Genomic DNA, 21,113 nt, shown 5'->3' on the forward strand with positions numbered 1-21,113 from the left:
AACTGGACAAAGGTATGACAAATCTCAGGCAACAAAAAAGCAGCCCGAAGGCTGCTTTTTTCTGCATCGGGAAGCTGGACTTAAGCCAGTTTTTCCTTGATGCGAGCTGCTTTACCGGACAGGTCACGCAGGTAGTACAGCTTGGCTTTACGAACGTCACCGCGACGTTTCACTGCCATGCTGTCGATTTGCGGGCTGTAGGTCTGGAAAGTACGCTCTACGCCAACACCGTTGGAGATTTTACGAACAGTGAAAGCACTGTTCACGCCACGGTTACGCTTGGCAATCACTACACCTTCGAAAGCTTGCAGACGCGAACGATCGCCTTCCTTCACTTTCACCTGAACGACAATGGTGTCGCCCGGGGCAAAAGGAGGGATCTCTTTGGTCATCTGCTCTGCTTCGAGTGCAAGGATGATTTTGTTAGTCATGCTGTGCTCCTAAGGTAGATCAACTGATCTACCATCGATACGTTGTTAACTATCGTCCCGCTCGCGGATATATTCCTCGAGCAGCTTCTTCTCTTCTCCAGAAAGCGAGCGGCTTTCCAGAAGATCGGCGCGTCGTTCAAAGGTCCGCCCAAGGGACTGCTGTAAACGCCAACGCCGGATGTGTGCATGATTGCCACTAAGCAATACGTCGGGAACACGCTGATCCGCATACACCTCCGGTCGGGTGTAGTGCGGGCAATCCAGCAAACCATCCGTGAAGGAATCTTCCTCCGCGGAGTCCGCATGCCCTAAAGCTCCAGGCAGCAGTCGTGTAACCGCATCAATCAGAACCATCGCCGGTAGCTCGCCACCAGAGAGTACATAGTCGCCAATCGACCACTCTTCATCGACATAAGCGTCTATAAAACGCTCGTCAATGCCTTCATAACGACCTGCAATGAGGATTAATGCTTCCTCATTCGCCAGTTCGCGTACCGCCGACTGATTCAGTTGACGGCCTTGGGGCGACAGGTAAATAACCTTCGCCGCCTCTCCGGCTGCTTCTCTGGCCTGAACCAGTGCATCTTCCAGAGGCTTGATCTTCATCACCATGCCCGGACCACCGCCAAATGGGCGATCGTCCACAGTGTGATGTCGGTCCGTTGTGTAGTCTCGCGGATTCCAACAAGTCAGCTGCAAGAGCCCTTGTTTCACCGCACGACTAGTGATGCCGTAGTCGCTGATGGCGGAAAACATTTCGGGAAACAAACTGATCACTTCTACGCGCAATTTAGCCACGCTTAGAAGTCCGCATCCCAATCCACCTTCATCTCGCCAGCTTGCAGGTCGACGCTCAACACGCATTGCTCTGTATAGGGCAACAAGCGATCACGATCATCCAGGCTACCTGGGCAAGGTTTGACTTCCATGACATCGTTCGAGCCAGTTTCCATCAGGTCAACAATCTTGCCGAGCAATTGCCCTTCAAGGTTGGTCACTTTCAGTCCCTGCAGCTGGTACCAGTAGTACTCGCCGTCGGTCAGTTCAGGAAACAGGTTACGCGGCACGCAGATTTCGAATTCGCGAAGAAGACCAGCTTCATCACGGTCATCAAGACCCTTGAGCTTTACAACCAGAAACTTGCCGTTATGAGAACGACCACTGACCAGCTCTGCCTGTCGCACATCATTACCGCGCCGAAGCGTCAGCTTTTTGTAGTCCAACAGGTTATCAATTGGATCCGTAAAGGAATAAACCTTCACTTCGCCGCGCACGCCGTGAATCGAGTAGATTTTGCCGATAACGATCAAATCATCAGCAGTTTCAGGCGTCACGCTCATATTGCTCAGGCCGCAGCCTTAGCGTTTTCTTTAACCAGCTGAGCAACACGCTCAGACAGTTGAGCACCAACGCTCAGCCAGTAGGCGAGGCGGTCTTCTTTAACGGAGAAACGGACTTCTTGACCACGGGCAACCGGGTTGAAGAAACCAATTTGTTCCTTGTGGGAACCGTCGCGTGGGTTACGGCTGTCGGTAACGGTCAAGTGGTAAAACGGGCGCTTTTTGGAGCCGCCAAGGGCAAGACGGATTGTTAGCATGTGAACATCGTTCCTGTAGTCGGTGCTGCAAATCTAAAGGCACAGCGGGCATAGGTGCCCGAAAGGCCGCATATTCTAAGGAATATCCGGACTTTTGCAAATGTCTTTTTCTGGCGCCTATCGGCATGCCGTACAGACTTGCAACGAGATCACCACGAATGGTGACAGGTCAGCTCCCGCACAGTGCGGGTTTGCCGGGTGTCTCGCATTGCTGCGAGTTGCCCGAACGCAAGCGTTCAGGCGGGTAAATTACATTTTTGGCATGCCGCCGCCGGGCATCATTGAGCCCATGCCGCGCATCATTTTGGCCATTCCACCTTTGGTGGAGAACTTCTTCATCATCTTTTGCATCTGCTTGTGCTGCTTGATCAAGCGACCGATGTCCTGCACCTGAGTGCCGGAACCCATGGCGATACGGCGTTTGCGCGAACCGCTGATCAGCTCAGGGTCGCGGCGCTCGGCCGGGGTCATGGAGTTGATGATGGCTTCCATCTGCTTGAATTGCTTTTCTGCTGCGCCCTGGGCATTGCCCATTTGCGCCAGATTGACGCCACCCATGTTTGGCAGCTTGTCCATGAGACCGCCAAGGCCGCCCATGTTCTTCATCTGTTGCAGTTGGTCGCGGAAGTCTTCGAGGTCGAAGCCTTTACCTTTTTTAAGCTTTTTAGCCAGTTTGTCGGCTTTGTCTTTATCGAGGGTCTGTTCGGCCTGCTCGATCAGGCTGAGCACATCGCCCATGCCCAGGATGCGTGAAGCAATACGATCCGGGTGGAAAGGCTCAAGAGCATCGCTCTTCTCGCCCATACCGATAAACTTGATCGGCTTGCCGGTGATCGCGCGCACGGACAACGCCGCACCGCCACGGGCATCACCGTCGACCTTGGTCAGGATTACACCGGTCAGTGGCAATGCGTCGCCAAAGGCCTTGGCCGTGTTGGCGGCGTCTTGCCCAGTCATCGCGTCGACGACGAACAGGGTTTCTGCTGGTTTGACCGCTGCGTGCAGCTCCTGAATCTCGGCCATCATCTCGGCGTCGATGTGCAGGCGACCCGCGGTATCGAGAATCACCACGTCGATAAACTTCAGCTTGGCTTCAGCAATGGCTGCGCGCGCGATGTCTACCGGCTTCTGGGTCAAATCGGAGGGAAAGAACGTAACGCCCACTTCAGCAGCCAGGGTTTCCAGCTGCTTGATCGCGGCCGGACGGTACACGTCAGCCGAAACCACCATCACGGTTTTCTTTTTGCGCTCTTTAAGGAAGCGCGCCAGCTTGCCGGCGGTGGTGGTTTTACCCGCACCCTGCAAACCGGCCATCAATACAACGGCTGGCGGCGTGACATTGAGGACCAGATCCTCGTTGGCAGCGCCCATCAGGCTTTCAAGCTCAGCCTGCACAATCTTCACAAACGCCTGGCCAGGCGTCAGGCTGCGGGACACTTCAGTGCCCACAGCGCGCTCTTTGACCGCGTTGACGAAGTCTTTGACGACCGGCAAAGCCACGTCGGCTTCCAGCAACGCCATGCGTACTTCACGCAGGGTGTCTTTAATATTGTCCTCGGTCAGCTTGGCCTTGCCGGTGACATGGCGCAGCGTCTGCGAGAGACGATCGGTTAAATTTTCAAACATGCGCGATCCTTTCAGGCCCAAAGTAGACCGGGGTTATTGCGGCCCAGCCCGTGTAAAACTGATGCTCGGCGAGCCTGTGGCGTGGGCAGGTCGCGGATTATAGCGAAGACTGGCCGTGTCCGACACCTTGCCGTCGGCTTATGTGGTCTTTCGTGTACAGGCGGTTGTATGCCAAACTCAGTCCTTTCGGGCTTGCCTAACAGGATTTATGCTCCCCTTGTCACCCAGCATGCTACCCAGCCTCGCCGCCGCCTGCTTATATGCCGCTGCGACCTTCTATCAAGGCTCTTGCCTGCGCCAAGGCGCAATGGCAAACAAACGCCTGTTGGTGACGCTCGGCATTCTTGCCGTCCTCGCCCACGCTGCCAGCCTGTACACCCACCTGATGACCCCGGCGGGCCTTGAACTGGACTTTTTCAGTGCTGCCAGCCTGATTGCCGCGGCCGTGATCACGGTGACCTTGGTTGCCTGCGCCCGGATACCGGTTGAAAACCTGCTGCTGCTTTTATATCCGCTGGGCATGCTGACGGTGCTGCTGTCCGAGTTCGCGCCGCCAGGTACGGTCCAGGTCATTAATGAAGAGCCCGGCATACTCGCGCATATTCTGCTGTCGATCCTTGCCTATGGGATGTTCACCATTGCGGTGTTCCAGGCATTGCTGCTGTCGCTGCAAAACTATCAGCTCAAGCACAAGCACCCCAAGGGCCTGATCAAGAACTTCCCGCCGCTGCAAACCATGGAAAGCCTCCTGTTCGGCTTCTTGTGGGCAGGCTGGTCACTGCTTTCGATGTCTCTGATTTCCGGCTGGTTGTTTTTGGGCAACCTGTTCGCCCAGCATCTGGTGCACAAAACCTTGCTGGCCTGCCTGGCCTGGATTGTATTCAGCGTGCTGCTGCTGGGCCGTTACCACCTAGGCTGGCGCGGCCATAAAGCCATCCGATGGACGTTTGCCGGTTTCTGCCTGCTGATGCTTGCCTACTTTGGCAGCAAGCTGGTTCGTGAATACATTCTGCATATCTGACGGGCGATAATTATGGATAGCTTGCCCCCCGGGTCGATTCTGACGGCCTCGGCACTGTTGATCGCAGGAGCCGGGATACTTGTCGGCTACTTTCTAGGCAAGACCGGCGCAGCGGCCAAGCGTGCAGAAGCCCTGCAACCGCGAGAAGAAACGCCCCAGCAACAGGACGAGCAGGCCAACAGCCGCCCGCACCTGCTTTCCGGCATCCATGCGCTGGACAACATCACGGTCAACGACATCCTGATCCCGCGCAGTGAAGTCGAAGGCCTCAACCTCGACGATCCGATCGAAGACCTGATTGAGCAACTGCGCCAGACCACACGCACGCGCCTGCCGGTGTTTCATAACGACATCAATCAGGTCGAAGCCATCCTCAACACCCGTCATATTCAACATATGCTGCCTGATGCCAGCCTGACCAAAGAGGCATTGCTGGCCGTTTGCCACGAGCCTTACTTCATCCCCGAAAGCACCCCACTGCAACTGCAGCTGCTGAACTTTCACAAGCAACAGCGCAGGCTGGGCGTGGTGGTCGATGAATACGGCGAAGTGCTCGGCATCGTCACACTTGAAGACATCCTCGAGGAAATCGTAGGTGAGTTCGAGGATGAGCAAAACGTCGACAACCCGCATATCGATCCCCTGCCTGACGGACGCTATGTGGTTGATGGTGCAGCCTCCATCCGCGAGCTGAACAAAGCCCTGGGCTGGCACCTGCCCTGCGACGGCCCCAAAACCCTCAACGGTCTTGTCACCGAAGCGCTGGAAACCATCCCGGAAACCACGGTATGCCTGAAAATCGGCGGCTATCGCCTGGAGATACTCCAGACCGAAGACAACCGCGTCAGCCGCGTCCTGATCTGGCACAACAGCGTCAAGCCCGCGGCTTAATCACCGTGCAAGGTCTTGTTACATTTGAACAGGCCTCCCTATAATCTTCCTCGCTTACCCAAGCCTCGCCGACACGCGTGCTACCCGCACTCAGCGCTGTCGGCGCGTTGCTTTACGCAGTACCTGCGTACGTTCCCATCCTGAACTGCGCTTGCACCCTGTTATCCCTCAGGGCAAACGACCATAAAAATTGCTCGCCCCATCACGCCGCAAAGGCTGATATCGGCCAATGAGCTCATAACTGTCAGGGATATACGTATGACCTCCAGCACCACTTACAGCGAAGCCTCGCCCGACAAGCCGGCCAACTCGGCAACCCGGGTTGCCACCGCCAGCTTCATTGGCACCGCCATCGAGTTCTACGACTTTTATGTGTATGCCACTGCGGCAGCGCTGGTCATCGGCCCGGTGTTTTTCCCGCAGACCTCTGGCACGGCGCAAATGCTGTCCGCGTTCCTGACGTTCGGCATCGCCTTTCTGGCCCGCCCGCTGGGCTCATTCCTGTTTGGCCACTTTGGTGACCGGGTTGGACGCAAATCCACGCTGGTCGCCTCCCTCCTCCTGATGGGCGTATGCACCACGCTGATCGGCGTGCTGCCGGGCTATGCAACGATCGGGGCCTGGGCGCCGATCCTGCTTTGCGTCCTGCGCTTCGGCCAAGGGCTCGGACTCGGTGGCGAATGGGGTGGCGCCGCACTGCTGGCCACTGAGAACGCCCCCAAAGGCAAGCGCGCGTGGTACGGCATGTTCCCGCAACTAGGCCCCTCAATCGGCTTTCTGGCAGCCAACGGCCTGTTCCTGATTCTGGCCATGAGCCTGAGCGATGAGCAGTTCCGCTCATGGGGCTGGCGTATTCCGTTCCTGCTTAGCGCAGCACTGGTAATGGTCGGCCTGTATGTGCGCCTCAAACTGGAAGAAACCCCGGTGTTTGCCAAAGCTGTCGCGCAACACGAGCGGGTGAAAATGCCCATCGTTGAACTCTTCAGCCAATACTGGGCACCGATGCTGCTGGGCGCCGCCTCGATGGTCGTGTGCTATGCACTGTTCTATATCTCGACCGTGTTTTCGCTGAGTTATGGCGTGTCCACGCTGGGCTACACCCGCGAAACCTTCCTCGGCCTGCTGTGTTTTGCCGTGTTGTTCATGGCCGCGGCAACGCCGCTTTCAGCCTGGGCCAGTGATAGATATGGGCGCAAGCCGGTGCTGATTGTCGGTGGAGTGCTGGCGATCTTGTCCGGATTCCTGATGGAGCCCCTGCTCACTCACGGTTCAACCTGGGGCGTGGCGCTGTTCCTGTGCATCGAACTTTTTTTGATGGGCGTGACCTTTGCCCCGATGGGCGCCCTGCTGCCCGAACTGTTCCCGACCCGCGTACGCTATACCGGCGCATCGGCTGCGTACAACCTGGGCGGGATTGTGGGCGCATCGGCCGCACCCTTCTTCGCCCAGAAACTGGTGAGCATGGGCGGTTTGAGCTGGGTGGGCGGGTATGTTTCGGGTGCAGCAGTGCTCAGCCTGATCGCTGTGCTGTGCTTGAAAGAAACGAAAGAGGCTGACCTGAACAAGGTGGCCTGAAGAAACACTCAACCTGTGGGAGCGGGCTTGCTCGCGACTCAGACAACTCGGAGCATCGGATGTACCGAGGCGCTGCAATCGCGAGCAAGCCCGCTCCTACAAGGTGTTATTACAGCTCGACCACTACGGCCTTGGCTGAACGGGTCGCCTTGGCGCGTGCAGCTTCAATCGACTCATCCCGCGCCAGGGCCACGCCCATGCGGCGCTGACCATTGACCTCTGGCTTGCCGAACAGGCGCAAGGCCGTATCCGGCTCGCTCAAGGCCGCACCCAGGTTGGAGAACGCGGTCTGGGTGGACTGCCCTTCCACCAAAATCACCGCAGAGGCCGAAGGCCCGAACTGACGGATGAGCGGAATCGGCAAACCGAGAATCGCCCGCGCGTGCAGCGCGAACTGCGACAAATCCTGAGAGATCAGCGTTACCAGACCAGTGTCATGGGGGCGCGGCGAGACTTCGCTGAACCACACCTGATCGCCTTTAATGAACAGCTCAACGCCAAACAGACCGCGGCCGCCCAGCGCCTCGGTCACGGCTTTGGCAACACGCTCGGACTCGGCCAGAGCAATCGGGCTCATGGCCTGCGGCTGCCAGGACTCCTGGTAGTCGCCCTTCTCCTGACGGTGACCAACCGGCGCGCAGAACGTGGTGCCACCGATGTGGCGTACGGTCAGCAGGGTGATTTCGTAGTCGAAGTCGATAAAGCCTTCGACAATGACCCGCCCCTTGCCCGCACGACCGCCTTCTTGTGCGTAGTCCCAGGCTGCCTTCACATCATCAGCGCTGCGCAGCAGGCTCTGGCCCTTGCCCGACGAGCTCATCACCGGCTTGACCACACACGGGAAGCCCAGATCCAGTACGGCGGCGCTGTAATCTTCGAAGGTATCGGCAAAGTGATACGGCGAGGTTGGCAGGTCCAGTTCTTCTGCCGCCAGACGTCGAATGCCTTCGCGGTTCATGGTCAGCGAAGTGGCGCGGGCGGTCGGAATGACGGTAAAGCCTTCGGCTTCCAGCTCAACCAGGGTCGCGGTGGCAATGGCTTCGATTTCAGGAACGATGAAGTGCGGCTTTTCTGCTTCGATCACTGCACGCAAGGCAGCGCCATCAAGCATGTTGATGACGTGGCTGCGATGGGCAACCTGCATGGCGGGTGCATTGGCATAGCGATCGACGGCAATCACTTCGACCCCCAGACGCTGCAATTCGATGACAACTTCTTTGCCCAGCTCGCCGCAGCCACACAGCAATACGCGGGTCGCGGTCGGCGACAGTGGGGTTCCGATACGGGTCATTTCAGGTCCTCAAGGAAACAAATCATCGAAGGCGCGCACAAAACCTGCGCCTGCAGGGGGAGAAAGGCCGGCATTTTACATGACTACACAGCGGCTTTGCGCAATCGCCAGGCCATTGCCAGCCATACACAGGTGACACCGGCGAATTTCGACGCCATGGCGATCAGGATCACGCCCGGAGTAAACGCATCGATCATGCCGAAAAAGATAAAGGTATCAATCGGGATACTCAGCGCAGAGCTGATCCACAAACGGTCATGCAAGGGCCGCTTGGTGATGCTGAACACCAGCCAGTCGATGCATTCGGAGACGGCGAACGCGGTGGCGCTGGCCAGGGCAATCGAGGGATCAGAAGTAATGTATGACAACACCAGTGCCGCGAGCATGGCCAACAACGCACCGTGGCCAAAACGGGTTTGCACCATATCGCGCAATACAAACACCAACCCGCCCCAGGCCGACCAGATAATGTCCAGGTGCGGCGCCGTTGAGAACGCGAAGTTGATCAGCACGACGCTGGCGATATAAGCGATAAGAAACAGCATGGGAGCGGGCGACACCTCTGAATAAGGCGCACAGGGTACTTGAGGCCGTGCGTTCGGCCAAGAGCCCCTCACCCCAGCCCTCTCGCGGAGGGAGAGGGTTAGGGTGAGGTCGCTTTTAAGACATCCACAACAGGCCACTGGACTTGGCCCGATCATGGCACAGCGCTAGCACCTCACGACGCTCAGGATTGGTCATGCGGCTCCAACGGGTGATTTCAGCCACGGTGCGCTGGCAACCACTGCACACATCGTCGTCATCCAATGCGCAAATGTTCACACAGGGAGAGGCGACCGGGCGCTCCACCTCACTCATTGCTCCTGCACCTTTAAATCACGGGCATAACGCTGACCGTTCTTCACGTAGTGCGCTGCACTGGCCTCCAGCAGCTTTTTCTGTTCGTCGGTCAGGTCACGCACCACCTTGCCCGGCGACCCCATGACCAGCGAACCGTCCGGGATTTCCTTGCCTTCGCCAATCAGCGAGTTGGCGCCAATGATGCAGTGCTTGCCGATTCTGGCCCCATTGAGGATGACCGCATTGATCCCGATCAGGCTGTAGTCGCCCACCGTGCAGCCATGGAGCATGGCGTTATGGCCAATGGTCACGCCCGTGCCCAGCGTCAGCGGATACCCCATGTCGGTATGCATCACCGCGCCGTCTTGCACGTTGCTGTGTTTGCCAATCAGGATCAGCTCGTTATCACCGCGCAACACCGCGTTAAACCACACACTGGCACCCTCCTCCAGCCGCACCTTGCCGATCAGGGTGGCATTGGGAGCCGTCCAGCTCTCTGGATGGGTTTCGACGAGCGAGTCGCCCAGGCTGTATTTCATGCTGATGTCCTCAAGGCAGGCGTGGCTGTCTGCTGACAGCTCTATATGGGGATGGAACGTTCAGGCGGGGTATGCAGGTTGATATTGAAGTCGTCGTACAGCAGGTTCATCAATTCAACGATCATGATTGCCGTGAGCCCCCAGATTTTATAAACCCCGAAACGATAGCTCGGCACATACCAACTGCGCCCCTGATAATCAATGCGATGGGTATGCTCACGCGGGTCCTGGCGAAAAAACTCCAGCGGCACGCTGAAGACTGCCGCAATTTCGGCGTCGTTGGCCAAATATTCAACATAGTCCGGGACCACGCCCACGTAGGGCGTTACACGGATGCCGTGCAACGAAATCAAGGGGCTGAGCGGCCCGATAACTTCAACCAGCCCGGGTGGCAGGCCGATCTCTTCTTCGGCCTCACGCAGGGCTGTAAACACAAGGTCCGGGTCTTCTGGATCGCGACGTCCCCCGGGGAAAGCCACTTCACCGCCGTGGGTCGACAGTCCGCTGGCACGCAGGGTCAGAATCAGTTCGGGCTCAGCACTGCGCGTCACAGGCAACAGCACGGCAGCCTCCGGGAAATTCCGTTCCGTTTCCAGCGTGCGGGGGGTGTAGCGGCTTACACGGCCAAGCAGCTCGTCCAGCATAGGTCATCTCGATCCGTCACTTATCGGGCATCATGCACCAAATCGTACGGAGCACCCAAGCCCCACAGTGTCGCAGCCCGCCATATCGCACTTGCCGCGAAGCCGTATCAGCCCCCAAGATAGGCGCCAGAGCCAGAGACCACAGCATGAAATTTTGCAGCCAGTGCGGCCACTCCGTCAGCCAACACATCCCCCAAGGTGATTCACGCTTGCGGTATGTGTGCGACCACTGCCAGACCATTCACTATCAAAACCCGAATATCGTTGCCGGCTGCCTGCCGACCTGGGGCACGCAAGTGCTGCTGTGCCGTCGCGCCATCGAGCCGCGTAAAGGCTACTGGACGCTGCCCGCAGGCTTTATGGAAAACGGCGAGACGGTCGAACACGCGGCCCGACGCGAAACCCTTGAAGAAGCCTGCGCCGCCGTTCAAAACCTGAATATCTACACCCTGATCGACGTACCGCACATTAATCAGGTGCACATTTTTTATCGCGCCGAGCTGCAAAGCCCCGATTTTTCAGCGGGGGAAGAGAGCCTTGAAGTCCGACTCTTTGACGAAGCTGACATCCCTTGGTCAGAGCTGGCTTTCCGCACGGTCAGCCGTACCCTAGAATGCTTTTTCGCTGACCGCCCGGGCAACACTTACCCCGTGCGCAGCGAGGCTGTAGAGCCTTTGGCCAGCCTGATCAAACCCCAACAATAATGCTGTTTGCCTTGCACCTCAGGAATATCCCTCTAATGCGTTGGTTGCTCGCTGCTCTTTGCCTTTCGTTTGCCGTTACCTGCCAAGCTTCTGTTGTCATAACCGTAAACGGCAAACCCGTCGATAAAAATCAGGTACTCCAGTCAACCCCATCGGCACAACCTCTGCGCGCCGGGCAAAGCATCGACAAGATCCTTGTGCTCAAGTCTGCCCGCAGGCTGCAACTGATCAGCGATGGCAAACCGATCAAGACTTACCGCATTTCATTGGGCAAACAACCCAAGGGGCCAAAAATGCGCGAGGGCGACAAACGCACCCCTGAAGGGCTGTACTGGGTCGACTGGCGCAAAAAAAGCGACAAGTTCAACCTCGCCATGCACATCAACTACCCCAATATCAGTGACGCGGCCACAGCCCGACGTGAAGGTGTAAACCCGGGGTCGATGATCATGATCCACGGCACCCCGGACAGCGAAGAGAACCCCGAAGAGCTGTTCCACACCCTGGACTGGACCGATGGCTGCATCGCAATGAAGAACTACGAAATGCGCGAAGTCTGGAACCTGGTCAAAGACGGCACGATGGTTGAAATCCGCCCTTGAGCGCACGCCACGCATAACAAAAAACCCGCTGACCGTTACCGGTTCAGCGGGTTTTTTATGTGGCCAGAGGTTAGAAATCTGCCAATTGCCACACTTCATAGGCGGGCGTTTCATACGGGTGGCTGTGCTTGAGCGCAGCCACCACGGCATGAATCAGATCATCGGCGACGACCAGTTCAACTTTCCACTCCCCGACATACTCGACCTGACCGGTCTGCCCGATAAACGGCTGACTGCCGTCCAGCGCGCGAAACTGGCCTTGGCCCAAGGTCTGCCAGGCGCAGTGGTCATAATTGCCGATTCGTCCGCCACCGGCGGCGAATACGGCATTTTTGACCACGTCCACGTGGCTTGGGGGAACGAAGAAGCTGAGCTTGTACATGCTTTTAATCGACCCAGCCTTTAATTGACCCAAGCACGAGCGTTACGGAACATGCGCAACCACGGCGCATCTTCGTTCCACTCTTCTGGTCGCCACGAGTTCTGCACAGCGCGGAACACACGCTCCGGGTGCGGCATCATGATCGTTACACGACCGTCAGCGCTGGTCAGACCCGTAATCCCGCGCGGCGAGCCGTTCGGGTTAGCCGGGTAGTTTTCAGTGACCTTGCCGTGGTTGTCGACGAAGCGCAGTGCCACTGAACCGGACAGATCCGCTTGCAACATGGCTTCTTCGCTGGCGAACTCGGCATGACCTTCGCCGTGAGCGATAGCGATTGGCATGCGCGAACCGGCCATGCCCTGCAGGAAGATCGAGTTCGACTCCTGCACTTGTACCATCGCCACGCGGGCTTCGAACTGCTCGGAGCGGTTGCGCACAAAATGCGGCCAAAGCTCGCTGCCCGGAATCAATTCGCTCAGGTTGGACATCATCTGGCAACCGTTGCACACGCCCAGAGAGAAGCTGTCGGTACGCTCAAAGAAGCTCTGGAACGCATCACGGGCACGGGCATTGAACAGAGCCGACTTGGCCCAGCCTTCACCGGCACCCAGCACGTCGCCGTAGGAGAAACCACCGCAGGCAACCAGACCCTTGAACTCGTTCAGGTCGACACGGCCGGCCAGAATGTCGCTCATGTGGACGTCGATTGCGTTGAAGCCAGCGCGATCAAACGCCGCCGCCATTTCAACCTGACCGTTTACACCCTGCTCACGCAGAACAGCCACTTGAGGGCGGATGCCTTTCTTGATGTACGGCGCGCTGATGTTCTCGTTGACATCAAAGCTCAGCTTGACGCTCAGGCCCGGATTGTCTTCTTCCATCAACACGGCGAACTCTTGCTCGGCGCACTCGGCGTTGTCACGCATACGCTGGATCTGGTAGCTGGTTTCAGCCCACTGACGTTGCAGCAGACGGCGCTGACCTTCAAACACGGTCTCGCCATTGAACTCGATGCTTACATCGTCACAGTTGCGCGGCTGGCCAATAACCGACACGCAGTCGCCCAAACCGGCAGCGCTGAACTGGGCAAGGATGTCTGGCATGGAATCCTGACGAACCTGGATTACCGCACCCAACTCTTCGTTGAACAGGATCGCAGGAATGTCAGCGGCAGTTTCAGCCAGGCCGTCGAGTACCAGGTTGACACCACAGTGACCGGCAAACGCCATTTCCATCACGCTGGTCAGCAAACCACCGTCGGAACGGTCGTGGTAAGCCAGCAGATGGCCGTCGGCATTCAAGCCCTGGATCACGGCGAAGAAAGCCTTGAGGTCTTCTGCGTCATCAACGTCGGGAGCCTGTTTACCCAGCTTGCCGTAGGTTTGAGCCAGGATCGAGGCACCCATACGGTTTTGGCCGCGACCCAGATCGATCAGGACCAGATCGGTCAGGCCCTTGTCCATACGCAGTACGGGGGTAAGGGTCTGGCGAACATCCAGCACCGGAGCAAAACCGGTCACCACCAGCGACAGCGGCGAGGTAACCGTCTTGTCTGTGCCGTCTTCGTTCCAGCGGGTTTGCATCGACATCGAGTCTTTGCCCACTGGAATGGTGATGCCCAGCTCAGGGCACAGCTCCATGCCGACTGCTTTCACGGTGTCGTACAGGCGGGCATCTTCACCCGGGTGACCAGCAGCGGACATCCAGTTGGCAGACAGCTTGATGTCACTGATCTTGCCAATACGCGAAGCCGCGATGTTGGTCAGGGTTTCACCGATGGCCATGCGGCCCGATGCCGGGGCATCCAGCAGTGCCAGCGGAGTACGTTCGCCCATGGCCATGGCTTCACCGGTGTAGACGTCGAAGCTGGTGGCGGTGACGGCAACGTCAGCCACAGGCACCTGCCACGGACCCACCATCTGGTCGCGAGCAACCAGGCCGGTGATGGTACGGTCGCCGATGGTGATCAGGAAGCTCTTGCTCGCAACAGCCGGGTGATGCAGAACGCGTTCAACACATTCGCCGATGTTCAGCGCTGCCGGGTCGAAATCATCGCCCAGCTCTGCTTCACGCACTGCTGAACGGTGCATGCGCGGCGCCTTGCCCAGCAACACTTCCAGTGGCATGTCCACCGGGTTGTTACCGAAGTGGCTGTCGGTGACGGTCAGTTGCGGCTCGGCAGTGGCTTCGCCGACGACGGCAAACGGGCAACGCTCGCGTTCGCAAATCGCCTGGAAGCGGTCGAAATCTTCGACGCCCACGGCCAGCACGTAACGTTCCTGGGATTCGTTGCTCCAGATTTCGTGCGGGGCCATGCCCGGCTCGTCGTTTGGAATATTGCGCAGTTCAAAACGACCGCCACGCTCACCGTCGTTCACCAACTCGGGGAAAGCGTTGGACAGACCGCCCGCACCCACGTCGTGGATGAAGCTGATCGGGTTTTTGTCACCCAGCTGCCAGCAACGGTCGATCACTTCCTGGCAACGACGTTCCATTTCCGGGTTTTCGCGCTGAACCGAAGCGAAGTCCAGGTCAGCCGAGCTTGCGCCGGTGGCCATCGAGGAAGCCGCGCCGCCGCCCAGGCCGATCAACATCGCCGGGCCACCGAGCACGATCAGCTTGGAGCCAACCGTGATTTCGGCTTTCTGTACGTGTTCGGCGCGGATGTTGCCCATGCCGCCAGCCAGCATGATGGGCTTGTGGTAACCACGGACTTCTTCGCCGCGGGGAGTCGTGATGGACTGCTCGAAGGTACGGAAGTAACCGGTCAGGGCCGGACGACCGAATTCGTTGTTGAACGCAGCACCGCCCAGAGGGCCTTCGATCATGATGTCCAGCGCGGTCACGATGCGCTCAGGCTTGCCGTACGGCACTTCCCACGGCTGTACAAAGCCTGGGATCTGCAGGTTGGATACGGTAAAGCCGGTCAGGCCAGCCTTGGGCTTGGCACCGCGACCGGTTGCGCCTTCGTCACGAATCTCGCCACCGGAACCGGTCGCAGCACCCGGGAACGGGGCGATTGCGGTTGGGTGGTTGTGCGTTTCGACCTTCATCAGGATGTGAACAGGCTCCTGCACCGCGCCGTACTGGCGGGTTTCAGGGTCCGGGAAGAAACGCCCGGCAACACTGCCCACGATGACCGAAGCGTTGTCCTTATAAGCAGACAGAACGCCTTCGCTGTGCATCACGTAGGTGTTCTTGATCATGCCAAACAGGCTTTTGTCCTGGCTCTGGCCGTCAATATCCCAACTGGCGTTGAAGATCTTGTGGCGGCAATGCTCGGAGTTGGCCTGGGCAAACATCATCAGTTCGATGTCGTGCGGATTGCGACCCAAACCGTTGAAGGCATTGACCAGATAGTCGATTTCGTCTTCAGCCAGTGCCAGACCCAACTCGACGTTGGCTTTTTCCAGTGCGGCGCGACCGCCACCCAGCACGTCAATCGCCGTCAGCGGCTTGGGCTCGGCGTGGCTGAACAGACCGCTGGCCTGTTCGAGGTTGCCCAGCACGATTTGCGTCATGCGGTCATGCAGTGCAGCACCAATCAGTTCGGCATCAGCGTCGCTGAACTGGCCAGCCACATAGAACGCAATGCCTCGTTCCAGGCGCTGAACTTTAGCCAGGCCACAGTTGCGGGCAATGTCGCTGGCCTTGCTGGACCAGGGGGAAATGGTGCCAAACCGCGGCAACACCAGGAACAGTCGGCCGCTCGGCTCTTGGACCGGCACACTTGGACCGTACTTCAGGAGACGAGCCAGTACCTGCTGTTCATCGCTGGTCAGCTCACCGGTGGTTTCGGCAAAGTGGGCGAATTCAGCATACAAACCAGTGACAGCCGGAACCTTAAGGCTCAGTTGTGCAAGGAGTTTGCTGTGGCGAAAGGCAGAAAGGGCAGGAGCGCCGCGCAGGATCAACATCTTCGGGACAGCCTCGGGAGGGGTATGCTTTGAGGCCCGGCATTCTAGCCTAAACCGTTCGCCTCGGCACCCGAAACGGTACACCTGACGCACACCAAACGTCGCTAATCGACCAAACCCTTATTCTTTATAGCTATCAGCCGCGTGAGAGAAGGTCTTTTCTGATCTTTGGACAGCGACTAAACCCCCATTCCACAAGGGTTTCAGGGTTTTTTGCGGCCAATATCAGAATGATCAAAAATTGTCGAGATATGGCACCTGCACAGCTTTGCGTATACTGCGCGGATGTTTTCTCTAACTGTATTCCGCCAGCGTTGCGCCAGATGGCTCTTCGCAACCGGACTCTTCCTGATGCTCGGTGCCTGCGTTGAAAAACCCAGCACCCTGGAGCGCGTAAAGGAGGACGGGGTACTGCGGGTGATTACCCGTAACAGCCCAGCGACCTATTTCGAGGATCGCAATGGCGAAACCGGCTTTGAATATGAGCTGGTGAAGCGCTTTGCCGACGATCTGGGGGTAGAGCTTAAAATCGAAACAGCTGACAACCTGGACGAAATGTTCAATCAGCTGAGCCAACCTGACGGCCCTGCTTTGGCTGCTGCCGGTCTGGTCAGCAGCGAGAAGCGCCTGCAACAAGCCAAGTTCTCTCACCCGTACCTCGAAGTCACTCCGCAGATCATCTATCGCAACGGGCAATCGCGTCCGACCTCTCCCGCAGATCTGGTTGGCAAACGCATCACCGTGCTTAAAGGCAGCTCCCACGCCGAGCAGCTTGCCGAACTCAAGAAGCAATACCCCGGGATTGAATATGACGAATCCGACGCAGTTGAAGTCGTTGATTTGCTGCGCATGGTCGATGAAGGGCAGATCGACCTCACACTCGTCGACTCCAACGAAGTGGCCATGAATCAGGTGTACTTCCCCAACGCCCGCGTGGCATTTGATCTGGGCGACGCACGCAGCCAGCGCTGGGCGGTCGCCGCCGGTGAAGACAACAGCCTGCTCAACGAGATCAACGCGTACCTGGACAAGGTCGAGAAAAACGGCACCCTGCAACGCCTCAAAGACCGTTATTACGGTCACGTGGATGTGCTTGGCTACGTCGGTGCCTACACCTTCGCCCAGCACCTGCAGCAGCGCCTGCCCAAGTATGAAAAGTTCTTCAAGGACGCGGCCAAAAAAGAACAGATCGACTGGCGGCTGCTCGCAGCCATGGGCTACCAGGAATCCCTGTGGCAGCCCACGGTAACGTCCAAGACAGGCGTTCGCGGCCTGATGATGCTGACCCAGAACACCGCTCAGGCGATGGGCGTCTCCAACCGCCTGGATGCCAAGCAGAGCATCATGGGCGGGGCAAAATACATCGCGCTGATCAAGAGCGAACTAGACAGTGATATCGAGGAGCCTGATCGCACCTGGTTTGCGCTGGCCGCTTATAACGTTGGCGGCGGACATCTGGAAGACGCACGCAAACTGGCCAAGAAAGAAGGCCTGAACCCGAACAAGTGGCTGGACGTCAAGAAAATGCTGCCTCGCCTTGCGCAGAAGCAGTGGTACAGCAAAACCCGCTATGGCTACGCCCGAGGCGGTGAGCCGGTGCACTTTGTGGCCAACATCCGTCGTTACTACGACATCCTGACATGGGCCACACAACCGCAACTTGAAGGCGATCAGGCGGCTGACAGCAAGCTGCACATCCCCGGCATCGACAAGACCAAGCCCAAGGAAGAGCCACAGCTGTAGAGCGCAGCCTGTAGACCTTCTGTGGGAGCGAGCCTGCTCGCGAGTGATTTTCGCGAGCAGGCTCTCTCCCACGAATGATCTCTGTAGCCGTTTTTAAACCTTCGCCGCTGCCACAATCAGTGCTTTCATCTCGGCCACAGCCGATTTGAAGCCCACGAACAACGCATGCGCCACCAGCGCATGGCCAATGTTCAACTCGTTGATCCCCTTGATTGCCGCTACCGCCTCCACGTTGTGGTAGTGCAAGCCATGGCCGGCATTGACGATCAGCCCCTGAGCCAGACCAAACGCCACACCCTCAGCCACACGCTGCAACTCCTCAGCTACTTCGGTAGGGGTTTGCGCGTCAGCATAGCGGCCGGTGTGCAGTTCGATAGCAGGTGCGCCTACGCGCCTTGAGGCTTCAATCTGACGCTCGTCGGCATCGATGAACAACGACACTTCACAACCGATTTTAGCCAGACGCTCGACAGCGGCCTTGATCCGCGCCTCTTGCCCGGCAACATCCAGACCGCCTTCAGTGGTCAATTCCTGACGGGTTTCAGGCACCAGGCAGATGTGAGCCGGGCGAATGCGCTCGGCAAACACCATCATTTCTTCAGTCACGCCCATTTCGAAGTTCATGCGCGTTTGCAGCACATCCTTGAGCAGCAATACATCACGCTCTTGAATGTGCCGACGGTCTTCACGCAGATGCACGGTGATACCGTCGGCGCCCGCCTCTTCGGCGTCCAGCGCAGCCTTGACCGGGTCAGGGTAACGCGTGCCGCGAGCCTGACGCAGCGTGGCTACGTGGTCGATGTTCACGCCGAGAAGAATGCGATTGCTTTGGGTCACTGGGGCTCTCCTGAAGAGTTGACGATTCGGCGCACAGCATACCGGTCTATTCAGGGCTTGCGAAACAACTCGCGACTGGCCAGGGGCTTGCCAGCCAAATGCACGGCCAGTGCCTGACGCATCAGGCGCTTGGCAGCAGACAAGGCGCCAGGAACGGTCCAGTCAGCCTCGGCCATCCCGTGCAGTTCTGCGCCATGAAACAGTCCGGGCTGCACCAGATAAATCCGCTCAAGCCCAGCATCTACCTGCAAGCGGTACATGCCATCGACGGCCACCGGCTCGCCGTGAATGTCATGAGTCAGCGAAAAGCCATAGCCCAAATCGTCCAGCAAGCGCCACTCGAACGCCCGCAGTAGAGGCTCCAGCGGGCGCCCTTCTGCCAACGCTAAAAGCGTTGCCGCATAGTGATCGAAGACCGCCGGGTGAGGGTCTTCGGCGGGCAGCAACCGAACCAGCAATTCGTTGAGATAGAGACCGCTGAACAAGGCTTCGCCATTGAGCCAGGTTGAAATACCGGCGCTCTCCATGCGCCCGACATTTTTCAACTCGCCCCGCCCTCGAAACTCGATTTCCAGCGGGACAAAGGGCCTGGCCAACGTGCCCGCCTTGCCCCGCGCACTGCGCAACACCGCCCGCAGACGACCCTGTGGCGTGATGAAATCCACCAGAGCACTGGTTTCGCGATAGGGGCGACTGTGCAGAACGTAAGCGAGTTGGGCTGTGGGGGCTTTGCTGGACATGGAGTGTTCGTATGCGCCTAAAATCACAGTGGGAGCGAGCCTGCTCGCGAAGACCTCAAAAGCGCAACGATTATCCAGTAATCATGCGCTATTGATAATGACCTTCGCGAGCACGCTCGCTCCCACGGGGATAGTGCTGTATTTACAGGTCGCCGTAGCCCAGGGAACGCAGGGCACGCTCGTCGTCGGACCAGCCGCCTTTCACTTTAACCCACAGGTTAAGCATGACCTTGGAGTCGAACAACAGCTCCATGTCCTTGCGCGCTTCGGTGCCGATGCGCTTGATACGCTCACCCTTGTCGCCAATGATGATCTTCTTCTGACCGTCACGTTCAACCAGAATCAAGGCATGGATATGCAGGGTTTTGCCCTGCTGCTTGAACTCTTCGATTTCGACGGTGATCTGGTACGGCAGCTCGGCGCCCATCTGGCGCATGATTTTTTCGCGCACCAGTTCGGCAGCCAGGAAGCGGCTGCTGCGATCAGTGATCTGATCTTCGGGGAAGAAGTGATCGTTTTCCGGCAAGTGATCAGCGATCACGCGCTCCAGAGCCTCGAGGTTGTGACCGTGCTGAGCGGAGATCGGAATGATCTGGGCGTTCGGCAGTTGCTCCTGAAGCCAGCTCAGGTGCGGCATCAACTCGGCCTTGTCTTCGATACGGTCGGTCTTGTTCAGCGCGACGATCAGTGGGCCGGTCACATACTGCACACGCTCCAAGACCATTTGATCTTCGTCGGTCCACTTGGTGCGGTCGACAACGAAGATCACAACGTCGACGTCTTTCAACGCCGCCGAAGCGGTTTTGTTCATGTAGCGGTTAAGGGCCTTTTCGCCGCCCTTGTGCATGCCCGGGGTATCAACGTAGACCGCTTGCACGTTGCCTTCGGTCTTGATGCCCAGCATGTTGTGGCGGGTGGTCTGCGGCTTGCGCGAGGTGATCGCCAGCTTTTGACCCAGAATGTGGTTCAGCAGTGTGGATTTACCCACGTTTGGTCGACCAACAATGGCAACGTAGCCACAGCGAGTTGCAGTTGTATCAGTCATGGCCATTCTCCACGCCAAGGGCTATCAGTGCTGCGGCGGCCGCTACCTGTTCGGCAATACGGCGACTCACACCCTGACCTCGGCTTTTTTCATTCAATAGGGCAATTTCGCACTCAACGAAGAACGTGCGGCAATGCGGTTCGCCTTGGATATCTACCACTTCGTAGCGTGGCAGATCGCAGGCACGCGACTGCAAGAACTCTTGCAGGCGGGTTTTTGGATCTTTATTGGTGTCAACGAGGGTCAACGTCTCGAATTCGCTGGCAAGCCATGCCAATACGCGGTCGCGGGCGGCATCCATGCCCGCATCCAGGTAGATGGCGCCAATCAGCGCTTCAAGGGCATCAGCCAGGATCGATTCGCGGCGAAAACCACCGCTTTTGAGCTCCCCCGAACCCAGGCGCAGGTACTCGCCCAGCTCAAAACCACGGGCCAGTACGGCCAGGGTTTCACCTTTTACCAAGCGTGCGCGCAGGCGCGACAACTGGCCTTCACGGGCCAACGGGAAGCGATCGAATAAGGCTTCACCGGCAACAAAATTGAGAATGGCATCACCCAGGAACTCAAGGCGCTCGTTATTGCGCCCCGCGAAACTGCGGTGTGTCAGGGCCAGAACCATCAGTTCCTGGTCTTTGAAGGTGTAGCCGAGCTGACGCTCTAAACGTTCTAAAGAAAAACTCACGATTTA

At 58.0% G+C, this 21,113-nt stretch carries 21 protein-coding genes and 1 pseudogene; 6 read left to right on the forward strand and 16 right to left on the reverse strand.

Annotation, left to right across the window (positions count from 1 at the left end; all coding sequences use genetic code 11):
• Positions 1-80 precede the first annotated feature (80 nt).
• From rplS to ffh, 5 genes are all read right to left on the reverse strand, one after another.
• The gene (gene rplS / locus RGV06_RS09465; RefSeq protein WP_003440273.1) at positions 81-431 is read right to left on the reverse strand and encodes a 50S ribosomal protein L19; all 351 of its coding nucleotides are present in this window, start codon (positions 429-431) and stop codon (positions 81-83) included.
• Positions 432-476: 45 nt separating this feature from the next.
• Positions 477-1,229: a tRNA (guanosine(37)-N1)-methyltransferase TrmD gene (trmD, locus tag RGV06_RS09470; RefSeq protein WP_003440270.1), complete on the reverse strand. Its 753-nt coding sequence runs from the start codon at positions 1,227-1,229 to the stop codon at positions 477-479.
• A 2-nt stretch (positions 1,230-1,231) separates the two neighbouring features.
• On the reverse strand, positions 1,232-1,771 hold the full coding sequence (rimM, locus tag RGV06_RS09475; protein ID WP_046809610.1) for a ribosome maturation factor RimM: 540 nt from the start codon (positions 1,769-1,771) through the stop codon (positions 1,232-1,234).
• Between the two features lie 5 nt (positions 1,772-1,776).
• Positions 1,777-2,028 (reverse strand): 30S ribosomal protein S16, encoded by a 252-nt coding sequence (rpsP, locus tag RGV06_RS09480; protein WP_019411651.1) that lies wholly within the window; start codon positions 2,026-2,028, stop codon positions 1,777-1,779.
• A gap of 249 nt (positions 2,029-2,277) precedes the next feature.
• Positions 2,278-3,654, reverse strand: coding sequence for a signal recognition particle protein (ffh, locus tag RGV06_RS09485; protein WP_019822075.1), 1,377 nt, complete (start codon positions 3,652-3,654; stop codon positions 2,278-2,280).
• A 208-nt stretch (positions 3,655-3,862) separates the two neighbouring features.
• On the opposite strand from ffh, the gene RGV06_RS09490 reads away from it, so the two are divergent.
• From RGV06_RS09490 to RGV06_RS09500, 3 genes and pseudogenes are all read left to right on the forward strand, one after another.
• Complete coding sequence (locus RGV06_RS09490) at positions 3,863-4,675, forward strand: cytochrome C assembly family protein (RefSeq protein WP_019822073.1); 813 nt, start codon at positions 3,863-3,865, stop codon at positions 4,673-4,675.
• Positions 4,676-4,861: 186 nt separating this feature from the next.
• Positions 4,862-5,566, forward strand: a pseudogene (locus RGV06_RS09495) (transporter associated domain-containing protein); the annotation flags it as partial.
• Between the two features lie 258 nt (positions 5,567-5,824).
• A complete protein-coding gene (locus tag RGV06_RS09500; protein WP_019822069.1) occupies positions 5,825-7,141 on the forward strand; it encodes an MFS transporter in 1,317 nt (438 codons plus the stop codon).
• A 109-nt stretch (positions 7,142-7,250) separates the two neighbouring features.
• Here the strand turns inward: RGV06_RS09500 and purT are convergent, their stop codons facing one another.
• The 5 genes from purT to RGV06_RS09525 all read right to left on the reverse strand — a co-directional run bounded on the left by purT (position 7,251) and on the right by RGV06_RS09525 (position 10,455).
• Entirely contained in the window at positions 7,251-8,432 is a 1,182-nt protein-coding gene (gene purT, locus RGV06_RS09505; protein WP_019822067.1) for a formate-dependent phosphoribosylglycinamide formyltransferase, read from the reverse strand.
• An 83-nt stretch (positions 8,433-8,515) separates the two neighbouring features.
• The gene (locus tag RGV06_RS09510) at positions 8,516-8,977 is read right to left on the reverse strand and encodes a VUT family protein (protein ID WP_019822065.1); all 462 of its coding nucleotides are present in this window, start codon (positions 8,975-8,977) and stop codon (positions 8,516-8,518) included.
• A 115-nt stretch (positions 8,978-9,092) separates the two neighbouring features.
• Positions 9,093-9,290 (reverse strand): DUF1289 domain-containing protein, encoded by a 198-nt coding sequence (locus tag RGV06_RS09515; protein WP_322149876.1) that lies wholly within the window; start codon positions 9,288-9,290, stop codon positions 9,093-9,095.
• Complete coding sequence (locus tag RGV06_RS09520; RefSeq protein WP_019822062.1) at positions 9,287-9,811, reverse strand: gamma carbonic anhydrase family protein; 525 nt, start codon at positions 9,809-9,811, stop codon at positions 9,287-9,289. Before RGV06_RS09520 ends, RGV06_RS09515 begins: the two co-directional genes overlap by 4 nt.
• A gap of 41 nt (positions 9,812-9,852) precedes the next feature.
• Positions 9,853-10,455 carry a CoA pyrophosphatase gene (locus tag RGV06_RS09525; RefSeq protein WP_019822060.1) on the reverse strand — a complete coding sequence of 201 codons (603 nt, stop codon included), beginning with the start codon at positions 10,453-10,455 and terminating at the stop codon, positions 9,853-9,855.
• A 146-nt stretch (positions 10,456-10,601) separates the two neighbouring features.
• On the opposite strand from RGV06_RS09525, the gene RGV06_RS09530 reads away from it, so the two are divergent.
• Positions 10,602-11,159 carry an NUDIX hydrolase gene (locus RGV06_RS09530; protein WP_046809613.1) on the forward strand — a complete coding sequence of 186 codons (558 nt, stop codon included), beginning with the start codon at positions 10,602-10,604 and terminating at the stop codon, positions 11,157-11,159.
• A 35-nt stretch (positions 11,160-11,194) separates the two neighbouring features.
• Entirely contained in the window at positions 11,195-11,761 is a 567-nt protein-coding gene (locus tag RGV06_RS09535) for a L,D-transpeptidase family protein (RefSeq protein WP_019822056.1), read from the forward strand.
• Positions 11,762-11,831: 70 nt separating this feature from the next.
• On the opposite strand, the gene RGV06_RS09540 is transcribed toward RGV06_RS09535, so the two are convergent.
• Positions 11,832-12,143: a YqfO family protein gene (locus RGV06_RS09540; RefSeq protein ID WP_046809614.1), complete on the reverse strand. Its 312-nt coding sequence runs from the start codon at positions 12,141-12,143 to the stop codon at positions 11,832-11,834.
• A 20-nt stretch (positions 12,144-12,163) separates the two neighbouring features.
• Positions 12,164-16,060 (reverse strand): phosphoribosylformylglycinamidine synthase, encoded by a 3,897-nt coding sequence (gene purL, locus RGV06_RS09545; RefSeq protein WP_322149880.1) that lies wholly within the window; start codon positions 16,058-16,060, stop codon positions 12,164-12,166.
• Between the two features lie 285 nt (positions 16,061-16,345).
• Here purL and mltF point away from each other — a divergent pair, with 285 nt between their 5' ends.
• Positions 16,346-17,803 (forward strand): membrane-bound lytic murein transglycosylase MltF, encoded by a 1,458-nt coding sequence (gene mltF, locus RGV06_RS09550; protein WP_198821875.1) that lies wholly within the window; start codon positions 16,346-16,348, stop codon positions 17,801-17,803.
• Positions 17,804-17,896: 93 nt separating this feature from the next.
• Here mltF and pdxJ read toward each other — a convergent pair whose 3' ends face one another.
• The 4 genes from pdxJ to rnc form a co-directional block, all read right to left on the reverse strand.
• On the reverse strand, positions 17,897-18,640 hold the full coding sequence (gene pdxJ / locus RGV06_RS09555; protein WP_019822049.1) for a pyridoxine 5'-phosphate synthase: 744 nt from the start codon (positions 18,638-18,640) through the stop codon (positions 17,897-17,899).
• 50 nt (positions 18,641-18,690) lie between these two features.
• The gene (gene recO / locus RGV06_RS09560; protein WP_046810056.1) at positions 18,691-19,380 is read right to left on the reverse strand and encodes a DNA repair protein RecO; all 690 of its coding nucleotides are present in this window, start codon (positions 19,378-19,380) and stop codon (positions 18,691-18,693) included.
• Between the two features lie 142 nt (positions 19,381-19,522).
• Positions 19,523-20,425 carry a GTPase Era gene (gene era / locus RGV06_RS09565; protein WP_019822047.1) on the reverse strand — a complete coding sequence of 301 codons (903 nt, stop codon included), beginning with the start codon at positions 20,423-20,425 and terminating at the stop codon, positions 19,523-19,525.
• Positions 20,418-21,107, reverse strand: a complete 690-nt coding sequence (gene rnc / locus RGV06_RS09570; RefSeq protein WP_019822045.1) for a ribonuclease III — start codon at positions 21,105-21,107, stop codon at positions 20,418-20,420. The genes era and rnc overlap by 8 nt, the downstream gene beginning before the upstream one ends.
• Positions 21,108-21,113 lie beyond the last annotated feature (6 nt).

This window comes from Pseudomonas sp. CCI3.1 (assembly GCF_034313985.1).
Taxonomy (GTDB): domain Bacteria; phylum Pseudomonadota; class Gammaproteobacteria; order Pseudomonadales; family Pseudomonadaceae; genus Aquipseudomonas; species Aquipseudomonas psychrophila.